Below are 10,828 nucleotides of genomic sequence, written 5' to 3'. Positions count from 1 at the left end.
ATTTAGGATTCACGCAGCAATAGCCAGCAAGCAGGCATCCTGTGCGCTAACTTGGGAATCTCTTGTTACTAGCTCAAGTGGCACTAGTAACCGTATCCCACTATAAGTGAGCCTGAACTATTCTACATGGGCGATAGAGTAGACAGGCAGTTTCAACAGCTTACGCTGCGAAAGCTAAGTTTTGTTGTTGTTTGCCAGTTATTATATAACTTCCGTTGATGACGAAGCCGAGACCTCCGACGCGCAACTCAAGCTCAGACCATCCCTGTCGAATCCGTAACGTCCCCTTAATAGCGGCTAAATCTCTACAAGGTATTTCTACTGCTTGTAGCTAAATGCCTTAGGGAGCCTTATGGCAACAAGTGCCTTTAGGGCCGTTCGGAAATACTTTAGAAAAAGTATTTATACTGGCTTGTTTACTTTATAAATTATAATGCAAGATTGATCAAACTTCAAGTTTGAGCATCTCAATTAGAATTGGTTTTTTGCCTTGAAAGTACGTTCCATATCACGTTTTGCTTCTTTTTTGCGTAGGTCATCACGTTTATCGTAGGTTTTCTTACCTTTACCGACACCGATTAATAATTTTGCATAACCGTCTTTTATGTACATTTTCAGCGGTACGATAGTATAACCGTCACGTTTAACTCTACCAATTAGCTCAGCAATTTGTCTTTTATGAAGCAATAATTTACGAGCACGTAATGGGTCATGGTTAAAGCGGTTTCCTTGTTCATATGGACTGACGTGCATATTCGAAACCCACGCTTCATTGCCACTAATACGGATGAAAGAGTCTCTCAATTGGACTTTACCATGACGGATAGATTTGATTTCTGTACCTTGCAGTACCATTCCAGCTTCAATTGTTTCCTCTATAAAGAAATCATGTCCTGCCTTTTTATTTTGTGCAAGTACCTTTCCTGATCCTTTAGCCATTAACATTCACCTCATTGAATAGAGGAGAAGCGACTAGCGCTTCTCTTTATTTTTTCTTGTTGCTATTACGACCTTTTTTCTTTTTGGCAACGCCTTCGTAGAATCTTTTCTTTTGACTACCGCCTTTGCCAGATGCTTTACGCTCATCCTTACGTGTTTTACCATTCACTTTTGGACCACTAGGTTTTCGAGTTCCGCTTTCACTTTCGCTTTTGCCTTTCCCTCTGCCACCTCTAGAGCCGTCCTTTTTCTTTGCATGAATAACACGTGGTGCGTCTTTACGGGTACGATTAAATTCGCGTTTCATACCGACGATTTCAAAGTCAACTGCAGACTCTTCAACATTGACAGCTTTGACACGAATTTCTACGCCATCCCCGATACGGAAAATACGCCCAGTACGTTCCCCGATCATAACCATTTGGCGATCGTCGAAACGATAATAATCGTCCGTCATATTACTAATATGGACAAGACCTTCAATAGTATTTTCCAATTCGATGAACATACCGAAGTTTGTAATTGAACTAACGATACCTTCGAATTCTTCGCCAATTTTATCAGCCATAAATTGTGCTTTTTTCAGTGCATCTGTATCACGCTCTGCATCAACTGCACGACGTTCACGTTCAGAAGTGTGCTGTGCAATTTCATCCATATTTGCATTCCAATGTGCAATTGTAGCTGTTGAAACGTCTCCATTGATCAAATACGTACGGAGTAGACGATGCACGATTAAGTCGGGGTAACGACGAATTGGCGACGTAAAGTGTGTATAAAACTCTGTAGATAAACCAAAGTGACCTAAACAATTCGCGCTATATTTTGCTTGTTGCATTGAACGTAACATCATTGTAGAAATTACTGGTTGCTCAGGTAAACCTTCAACCGATTCTAAAATTTCTTGTAATGCACGCGGATGAACTTCATTGCCCGTACCTTTTACGACCAATCCGAAGTTTGTTACGAATTCAAAGAAACGTTGTAATTTCTCTGGCTTTGGATCTTCGTGAATACGGTAAATGAATGGTAAATCCATATGATTGATATGCTCTGCAACTGTTTCATTGGCAGCTAACATAAATTCCTCAATTAGACGTTCAGCCACTGTACGTTCACGTAATACAACTTCAGTTGGCCAACCATTTTGATCTACAAGCACTTGAGATTCTTTAAAGTCAAAATCTACAGCACCACGGTCCATACGTCTAGTACGTAGAATTTGAGCTAAGTCAGCCATATCCTTGAACATCGGCACAAGATTTGCATAGCGTTCTTTCAGCTCTGTATCATCTTCTTCTAAAATCTTATATACGTCTGTATAAGTCATACGCTCTGTCGTTTTAATGACACTTTGGAAAATATCATGTGCTACAACATCACCGTTACCATTAATCGTCATTTCACAAGATAACGTTAAACGATTAACTTGTGGATTTAATGAACAAATACCGTTTGATAAACGATGTGGAATCATCGGAATTACACGGTCCGTTAAATAGACACTTGTGGCGCGGTCATACGCTTCTGTATCAAGCTCTGAGCCTTCCGTTACATAATAACTAACATCTGCAATATGCACGCCTAATTTATACGTACCATCACTATTTTTCGTTACCGTAACAGCATCATCTAAATCCTTCGCTGTTTCGCCATCAATGGTGACGATCATTTGGTCACGTAAATCTCTGCGGCCTTCTAAATCAGCTTCAGGTACTTCTTCCGGTACAGCTGCTGCAGCATCGATGACCTCTTGCGGGAAATCGATTGCAATACCATGCTTATGAATAATCGATAAAATATCGACACCTGGGTCATTTTTGTGTCCTAAGATTTGCGTTACAATTCCTGTTGCTGAGCGACTATCCTCAGGCCATCCAGTAATTTCAATTACTACTTTATGACCATCCATTGCACCGAGTGTATTCCCTTTTGCAATGAAGAAATCGATTGGCAATTTTTTATCATCGGGTACGACAAAACCGAAGCCACGATTTGCTTGAAAGACGCCGACAACCTTCGTAGTTCCTCTTTCAACGACTTGTATAATTTTACCTTCTCTTCTGTCACCGGAAGATATTTTGGATACACGGATTAATACTGTATCTCCATTTATCGCACCATTTATCGCATCTGGTGGAATGAAAACATCATCCATGCCTTCCTCCTCAGGTGCAACAAAGCCGAAGCCTTTTGCATTACCAATGAAACGACCTTGTAATAAATTCATACGATCAGGCGTACCATAACGATTCGTATTAGAACGAACAACTTGACCTTGCTGCTCCATACGGACAAGTGTTTTCACTAATTCTTTAAATTCATCTGCATCCTTAAAACCAAATTGTTGCTCCAATTCGGCAACAGTTAGCGATTTATACTGTTCTTGTTTCATAAAAGTTAATAAACGTTCTTGTAACGTTAGTTCTTGATTGTTCATCTTTCTTCCCTCCTCCTCCTAGCGTTTGCGAAGACTGCCCTTTTTACTCATACCAATCGAGTTTTTCTAAAAAAGCATATATATCTTCATGTAATTGTTTTTTCTCTTTGTCGAGAGTAATGACGTGTCCGGACTCTTTATACCACTTAATATCTTTGTCATTCGATTCTACTTGGTCAAAAATAAATTGTGCTGATTTTGGATCAATTACGTCGTCTAATAACCCTTGCGCGACGAAAACTGGAGCATATATATGATCAATTTGCTCACGAACCTGATAAATGAGTTCACGTAATTCTGAGAGTGAAGGCATTCCTTGTTGCTTCAGTACTCCGATTTCCTGCTCAATTTCCTCAGTCGTTTTACCGGCTAGCTTTTTAAAATCCCGAGCATATTGCAACACGCCTTCGAACATTAAATCCGTTGTACGCATTGACATGGGTGCACACATTGTTGCAATTCCCTTAATAGGTAGTGTATACCCTAAACGCAATGAAAATACACCACCTAAAGATAATCCAGCAACTGCAATTTCCTCATAGCCAGCTTCTTTTAAATAATTATAACCTTGTAGAACATCCTCCCACCAATCAGTTGGTCCCGAACGGACTAATTCCTCTGGTGGTACACCATGTCCTTTATAATGAGGGGCATATGTAGTATATCCCTTTTTCTCCAAAAACCTTCCGAGTATTCGCACGTCTGAAGAATTTCCAGTAAAGCCATGCAACAGTAGAACTGCACGTGACCCAGCTTGAAAAAAGAAAGGCTGTGACTTTAATACTTGCATGAAACAAACCTCCATAAAAAATACATTTCATATATGTAAGTGTCATATTTAAAGTATATCCTTTTATATAAGAAAACGCCTAACCATATGGTGGTCAGGCGGTTCAAATATCGCTCATTAAATTTTCGCAATAGCAAGAGCTAACACAAAAAATAAAATTGATAATACTACCGTAATGCGGTGCAAAATTAGGTCCATGCCTCGAGCTTTTTGCTTACCAAAAAGTTGCTCAGCTCCACCAGAGATGGCTCCCGAAAGACCTGCACTGTTACTTGATTGTAATAATACTAAGACAACTAATGCAAGAGAGACAATTAGCAATAATACCATAACCACTGTATGCATACGTTCCACCTCCTGATTCGATACATCACAACAGTCTTATCTTACCAAAAACTGTACGTAATGACAACGCTGTTCTAATTAAATCATACTATGTAGTCTATAGATAGACCAACGCTTAAGTTTTATTCTAACATTTCCAAACAATTTTGACGACTATCTGAAGCAAAAAATAGAGCTATTTCGTCCGTCCATTTTGTGACACCGAAATAGCTCTATTATTTTCATAGCTTATGCAACTTTTAAAACTTATTTATTTAAGTTGTAGAAAGATTTTAAGCCATTATATGTTGCAGTTGTGTTTAGTTGATCTTCAATGCGAAGTAATTGGTTATATTTCGCAACGCGGTCAGTACGTGAAGGTGCACCTGTTTTGATTTGACCAGCATTTACAGCTACAGCGATATCAGCAATTGTTGCATCTTCTGATTCACCAGAACGGTGAGAGATAACAGCTGTGTAGCCTGCTTGTTTAGCCATTTCAATAGCATCTAAAGTTTCAGTTAAAGTCCCAATTTGGTTAACTTTAATAAGGATTGAGTTACCAACGCCCTCTTCGATACCACGAGATAATTTTTTCGTATTTGTTACGAATAAGTCATCACCAACAAGTTGTACTTTATTGCCGATGCGTTCTGTTAATAATTTATGACCAGCCCAGTCGTTTTCATCTAAGCCGTCTTCAATTGAGATGATTGGATATTTAGTAGTCATTTCTTCGTACCAAGCAACCATTTCTTCAGAAGTTTTCACAACGCCTTCACCATCTAAGTGGTATTTACCATCTTCTTTGCTAAAAAGTTCAGAAGAAGCAACGTCCATTGCTAAAAATACTTCTTCGCCTGGTTTGTAACCAGCGCGTTCGATTGCTGTAATAATTGTAGAAAGTGCTTCTTCATTCGAAGAAAGGTTTGGCGCAAAGCCGCCTTCATCACCTACTGCAGTGTTATGACCAGCTTCTTTTAATACAGCTTTTAAGCTATGGAAGATTTCAGTACCCATACGTAAACCGTGCTTGAAAGATTCAGCACCTACAGGCATTACCATAAATTCTTGAATATCTACGTTATTATCAGCGTGTTCTCCACCGTTTAAGATATTCATCATCGGTACTGGAAGTTGTTTTGCATTTACTCCACCGATATATTGATAAAGCGGAACACCTAAAAGGTCTGCTGCTGCATGTGCAACTGCTAGAGATACACCTAGAATAGCATTAGCTCCAAGGTTACCTTTGTTTTCAGTGCCATCTAATTCGATCATGCTGTTGTCAATTGATACTTGATCAAGTACAGCATAGTTACCGATTAATTTAGGCGCAATGACGTTATTTACATTATCAACTGCTTTTAAAACACCTTTACCAAGGTAGCGACCTTTATCGCCATCGCGCAATTCTACTGCTTCATATTCCCCAGTAGATGCACCAGATGGTACGATTGCACGTCCAAATGCACCACTTTCTGTGAATACTTCTACTTCTACTGTTGGGTTACCACGTGAATCTAATACTTCACGAGCTTGTACGTCTGTAATAATTGGCATTGTTTTAACTCTCCTCAGTTTTAAAATAATGGTTTTCCTGTCATTTCAAGTGGTTGCTCCACTCCAATTAATTTTAACATGGTCGGAGCCAAATCGGCTAGAATTCCACCATTTCGTAGAACGATATTTTCTTTTGTGACGATTACTGGTACTGGATTCGTAGTATGAGCGGTCATCGGTTGGCCTTCCAACGTCATCACCTCATCAGAATTCCCGTGATCAGCAGTGACAATCGCAGCTCCACCCTTAGCAAGTAAAGCAGCCACCACTTTACCTAAACATTCATCAACTGCTTCAATCGCTTTTATAGTTGGTTCTAACATACCACTATGCCCAACCATATCAGGATTCGCAAAGTTTAAAATGATTCCATCATATTTATCGGCTGCAATTGCAGCTAACAATGCATCGGTCACTTCGTAAGCGCTCATTTCTGGTTTCAAATCGTAAGTTGCAACTTTAGGTGAGTTGATCAAAATACGCTCTTCTCCAGCAAATTTCTCTTCACGACCACCACTCATAAAGAATGTCACATGTGGGTATTTTTCAGTTTCAGCAATACGTAACTGAGCTAAACCTTCATTTGCTAATACTTCACCAATGGTGTTCACTAAATTATCATTCTCATACGCTACTACAGCCTTTACTTCATCGCTATAATGCTTGAACGTTACATATTTTAAATTTGATGGATGTTTCGCACTTAGTGCAAAGCCATCAAATGACTCATTAGTAAATACTTTTGAAAGCTCAATTGCTCGATCCGGACGGAAGTTAAAGAAAATAACGGCGTCATTAGAGTCAATTGTTGCAACAGGTTTGCCATCTTCCTTTACGGCAAATGGCATGACGAATTCGTCTGTTATATCTTTTGCATAAGAATTTTGCACGCCTGTTTTTGCAGAAGTTGCTTCATCGCCTGTAGCATCTACAAGAACTTTATACACTTTTTCTATACGATCCCAGCGATTGTCACGGTCCATTGCGTAGTAACGACCACTAATAGATGCGAATTGCCCGACACCAATCTCAGCCATTTGACGTTCTGTTTCCTCTATATAATCGACAGCTGATTTCGGAGCGACATCACGACCATCGAGGAAACCATGAACAAAAACATCTTCTAGATCATAATTCTTCGCTAGTTTTAATAGGGCAAATAAATGCTCATAATGGCTATGAACGCCACCATCGGAAAGTAAACCCATCAAATGTAGCTTCGTATTATTATCTTTTGCATGTTTTACAGCCTGTACTAATGCATCGTTTTCAAAGAAATCGCCGTCTTTAATCGATTTTTGAATTCTTGTTAAGCTTTGATAGACAACGCGACCTGCACCGATATTTAAATGGCCAACTTCAGAGTTCCCCATTTGACCTTCAGGCAACCCTACTGCTTCACCTGAAGCAAGTAGAGTTGAATGAGGGTACGTATTCCATAAACGATCAATAGTAGGTTTTTTCGCTTGTGCTACGGCATTACCGAACACTTCGTTACGTAAACCTAAACCGTCTAAAATAATTAGAGCTACTGGCTTTTTAGGCATTTGCGCCCGCCTCCAAAAGTTGCAAGTATGAGTCTGGTTTCAAGCTTGCTCCTCCAACTAGAGCACCGTCAATGTGTTCCATTGTCAGTAATTCTACAATATTTTCTGGTTTCACGCTTCCACCATACTGAATACGAATCGCTGCTGCAGCTTCTACACCAGCTACTTCTGCAACAGTTGCACGAATTGCGCCACAAACTTCATTCGCGTCTTCGGCAGTTGCTGTTTTACCTGTACCAATTGCCCAGATTGGTTCGTAAGCAATGACGGATTGTTTTACTTGCTCTGTTGATAAATCTTGAAGTGCTGCACGGACTTGACCAGCTACTTTTGCAACAGTGTTACCAGATTCACGTTCTTCTAATGTTTCACCAACACATACAATTGGAATTAAGTTGTATTCAAACGCTGCATGGGCTTTTTTATTAACTGCTTCGTCTGTTTCGTTATAATATTCACGACGCTCAGAGTGCCCTAAAACTACATATGAAACAGCGATATCTGCTAGTTGTGATGGACTTACTTCACCTGTAAAAGCACCCTCTTTTTCAAAATGCATTGTTTGTGCACCAATTGCTAAATTAGAACCTTCCGCTTGTTGTACAAGCGTTGGCAAAAATAATGCCGGAGCACAGATGACAGACTCCACTTGTTCTTTGTTTGGGACTGATGATTTTACTGCCTCTACGAATTCTACCGCTTCGCTTAAGTGCTTATACATTTTCCAGTTACCTGCAATAATTGGTTTACGCATTTGTATCATCCTCCATTATTTATCATTCAAAGCGACAACGCCTGGTAAAGCTTTGCCTTCCATAAATTCAAGTGATGCACCGCCACCCGTTGAGATGTGGTTCATTTTATCTGCTACTTGGAATTTTTCGACTGCAGCAGCTGAATCGCCACCACCGATAATTGTATATGCATCTGTTACTGCCATTGCTTCTGCTACACCTTTAGTACCGTTTGCAAAAGTATCCATTTCGAATACCCCCATAGGTCCATTCCAAATAACTAATTTAGAGTTTTTAATAACTTCTGCATATTCTGCAGTTGTTTTTGGTCCAATATCAAGTCCCATCCAGTCAGAAGGGATTTGGTCGATATCAACTTCTTTTGTATTAGCATCCTTAGAAAATGCATCTGCTACAATTACATCAATAGGCATATGCATTTTCACACCTTTAGCTTGCGCTTTTTCGATGAAAGATTTCGCTAATTCAATTTTATCTTCTTCTAATAATGATTTACCGATGTCATGACCTTGTGCTTTAGAGAATGTGTATGACAGACCGCCACCAATGATTAAGTGATCAACTTTATCTAAAAGATTTTCGATTACGCCGATTTTATCTTTTACTTTCGCTCCACCAATAATCGCTGTGAATGGACGTTCTGGATTAGATAAAGCTTTACCTAATACATCTAGCTCTTTCTCCATTAATAGACCTGAAACAGCTGGAATATGCTCAGCAATACCTGCAGTTGTTGCGTGTGCACGGTGTGCTGCACCAAATGCATCATTCACATAAAGATCTGCTAATTTCGCAAAGCTTAAGGCAAGTTCTGGGTCATTTTTTTCTTCTCCAGCATGGAAACGAACGTTTTCTAGTAATACAATGTCCCCATTTTTCATGTCTGCTATTGCTTTTCCAACTGTTTCACCGATTGATTCGTCTAATTTCGTTACCGGTTGTCCTAGCAATTCAGCAAGGTGTTTACCTACTGCAGTTAAACGTAATTCTTCTTTTACTTCGCCTTTTGGACGTCCAAGGTGACTTGCTAAGATCACTTTAGCGTCTTTTTCGACTAAGTTAGAAATTGTGGGAAGTGCTGCTCGAATACGAGTATCGTCGGTGATTTCCCCATTTTCCATAGGTACATTAAAATCGACACGTACAAATACGCGCTTTCCGTTTACTTCTACATCATTCATCGTCTTCTTCTGATACATGAAGAAAGCCCCCTCCAATTGTTTATATCGCTCTTTTTTAGTTTCCCAGAAAATGAGCATTGTATTTGTTATTTTTATAATAAAATAGGCCTTCCGATAATTACTTCGAAAAGCTTATTCCCATACTACAAATAAGCAAGCGCTTTCTATTTGTGATTATAAAAGAAGGAGAAGGGTAATCCCTTCTCCTTTTACCCTAATACATTATAAACGCTTGTGTTCATAAAGGCTATGGTTTTCCGATTACAAACCTTGTTTCTGCATGTAAAGCGCTAAGTCGATACAACGTGCAGAGTATCCTGATTCGTTGTCATACCAAGAAAGTACTTTTACCAAGTTATCTTCAAGTACCATTGTTGATAAGCTGTCAACTGTTGATGATGCTTTGTTACCATTATAATCAATTGATACTAATGGTAAATCTGTATAGTCTAGAATACCTTTTAGTTCGTTTTCAGATGCTTCTTTTAAAGCTGCATTAATATCTTCTGCCGTAACTGACTTATCTAATTCAGCAACTAAGTCTACTAATGATACGTTTGGTGTTGGTACACGTACTGCCATACCATCTAATTTACCTTTTAAATTCGGTAACACTTTTGCCACTGCAGCTGCTGCACCTGTAGTTGTAGGAATCATAGATTGGCTAGCTGCACGTGCACGACGATAGTCAGAGTGCGGTAAATCTAAAATACGTTGGTCATTTGTGAATGAGTGAATAGTTGTCATCATGCCACGTTTAATACCAAACTTCTCATCTAATACTTTCGCGACTGGCGCTAAGCAGTTTGTTGTACATGATGCATTTGATACGACATGATCTTCAGCTGCATTGTATTCTTCATGGTTTACACCCATAACAAATGTTGGCATGCCATCTTTACCTGGAGCAGAAACGATAACTTTTTTAGCACCTGCTTCAATATGTTTATGAGCTGCTTCTGGTTTAACGAAAAGTCCAGTAGATTCAATAACGATATCTACACCAAGTTCTTTCCATGGTAGTGCTGCAGGATCTTTTTCAGCATAGACACGTACTTGTTTACCGTTTACAATTAAATATTCGCCTTCAGAAGAAACCTCTGCATCTAAAACGCCGTGTACTGAGTCATACTTTAACAAATGTGCTAGCATTGCTGCATCTGTTAAATCGTTTACTGCTACCACTTCAATTTCTTCGTTCTGAATCGCATTTCTAAATACGACACGTCCAATACGTCCAAATCCATTAATCGCTATTTTTAAAGTCATGTTCTATTCCTCCATTTGTT

General features: G+C 39.3%; 9 protein-coding genes and 1 other RNA gene. All 10 read right to left on the bottom strand.

Annotated elements, in window-relative coordinates; genetic code table 11:
- Window positions 1-287, bottom strand: a transfer-messenger RNA (tmRNA) gene (gene ssrA, locus JFL43_RS14390); the annotation flags it as partial.
- Between the two features lie 184 nt (window positions 288-471).
- Window positions 472-939, bottom strand: a complete 468-nt coding sequence (gene smpB, locus JFL43_RS14385; RefSeq protein ID WP_200749568.1) for an SsrA-binding protein SmpB — start codon at window positions 937-939, stop codon at window positions 472-474.
- Window positions 940-985: 46 nt separating this feature from the next.
- Entirely contained in the window at window positions 986-3,379 is a 2,394-nt protein-coding gene (gene rnr / locus JFL43_RS14380) for a ribonuclease R (RefSeq protein WP_200749567.1), read from the bottom strand.
- 43 nt (window positions 3,380-3,422) lie between these two features.
- Window positions 3,423-4,169: an alpha/beta hydrolase gene (locus tag JFL43_RS14375; RefSeq protein ID WP_200749566.1), complete on the bottom strand. Its 747-nt coding sequence runs from the start codon at window positions 4,167-4,169 to the stop codon at window positions 3,423-3,425.
- A 117-nt stretch (window positions 4,170-4,286) separates the two neighbouring features.
- The gene (gene secG / locus JFL43_RS14370) at window positions 4,287-4,514 is read right to left on the bottom strand and encodes a preprotein translocase subunit SecG (RefSeq protein ID WP_100796036.1); all 228 of its coding nucleotides are present in this window, start codon (window positions 4,512-4,514) and stop codon (window positions 4,287-4,289) included.
- A 246-nt stretch (window positions 4,515-4,760) separates the two neighbouring features.
- A complete protein-coding gene (gene eno, locus JFL43_RS14365; RefSeq protein ID WP_200749565.1) occupies window positions 4,761-6,056 on the bottom strand; it encodes a phosphopyruvate hydratase in 1,296 nt (431 codons plus the stop codon).
- Window positions 6,057-6,076: 20 nt separating this feature from the next.
- Complete coding sequence (gpmI, locus tag JFL43_RS14360; protein WP_200749564.1) at window positions 6,077-7,603, bottom strand: 2,3-bisphosphoglycerate-independent phosphoglycerate mutase; 1,527 nt, start codon at window positions 7,601-7,603, stop codon at window positions 6,077-6,079.
- Window positions 7,596-8,357 (bottom strand): triose-phosphate isomerase, encoded by a 762-nt coding sequence (gene tpiA / locus JFL43_RS14355; protein WP_200749563.1) that lies wholly within the window; start codon window positions 8,355-8,357, stop codon window positions 7,596-7,598. The genes gpmI and tpiA overlap by 8 nt, the downstream gene beginning before the upstream one ends.
- 15 nt (window positions 8,358-8,372) lie before the next feature.
- Complete coding sequence (locus JFL43_RS14350) at window positions 8,373-9,557, bottom strand: phosphoglycerate kinase (RefSeq protein ID WP_200749562.1); 1,185 nt, start codon at window positions 9,555-9,557, stop codon at window positions 8,373-8,375.
- 243 nt (window positions 9,558-9,800) lie between these two features.
- Window positions 9,801-10,808 (bottom strand): type I glyceraldehyde-3-phosphate dehydrogenase, encoded by a 1,008-nt coding sequence (gene gap, locus JFL43_RS14345; RefSeq protein ID WP_200749561.1) that lies wholly within the window; start codon window positions 10,806-10,808, stop codon window positions 9,801-9,803.
- Between the last annotated feature and the right edge of the window lie 20 nt (window positions 10,809-10,828).

This window comes from Viridibacillus soli (genome assembly GCF_016612995.1).
In the GTDB taxonomy this organism is placed as follows: domain Bacteria; phylum Bacillota; class Bacilli; order Bacillales_A; family Planococcaceae; genus Viridibacillus; species Viridibacillus soli.
The sequence above is the reverse complement of the archived record's forward strand: the minus strand, read 5'-3'. Positions and strand labels throughout refer to the sequence as shown.

Excerpts from the sequence above, each read along its gene's own strand:
- smpB (WP_200749568.1), bottom strand. The coding sequence starts at position 939 with ATGGCTAAAGGATCAGGAAAGGTACTTGCACAAAATAAAAAGGCAGGA.
- rnr (WP_200749567.1), bottom strand. The coding sequence starts at position 3,379 with ATGAACAATCAAGAACTAACGTTACAAGAACGTTTATTAACTTTTATG.
- JFL43_RS14375 (WP_200749566.1), bottom strand. The coding sequence starts at position 4,169 with ATGCAAGTATTAAAGTCACAGCCTTTCTTTTTTCAAGCTGGGTCACGT.
- secG (WP_100796036.1), bottom strand. The coding sequence starts at position 4,514 with ATGCATACAGTGGTTATGGTATTATTGCTAATTGTCTCTCTTGCATTA.
- eno (WP_200749565.1), bottom strand. The coding sequence starts at position 6,056 with ATGCCAATTATTACAGACGTACAAGCTCGTGAAGTATTAGATTCACGT.
- gpmI (WP_200749564.1), bottom strand. The coding sequence starts at position 7,603 with ATGCCTAAAAAGCCAGTAGCTCTAATTATTTTAGACGGTTTAGGTTTA.
- tpiA (WP_200749563.1), bottom strand. The coding sequence starts at position 8,357 with ATGCGTAAACCAATTATTGCAGGTAACTGGAAAATGTATAAGCACTTA.
- JFL43_RS14350 (WP_200749562.1), bottom strand. The coding sequence starts at position 9,557 with ATGTATCAGAAGAAGACGATGAATGATGTAGAAGTAAACGGAAAGCGC.
- gap (WP_200749561.1), bottom strand. The coding sequence starts at position 10,808 with ATGACTTTAAAAATAGCGATTAATGGATTTGGACGTATTGGACGTGTC.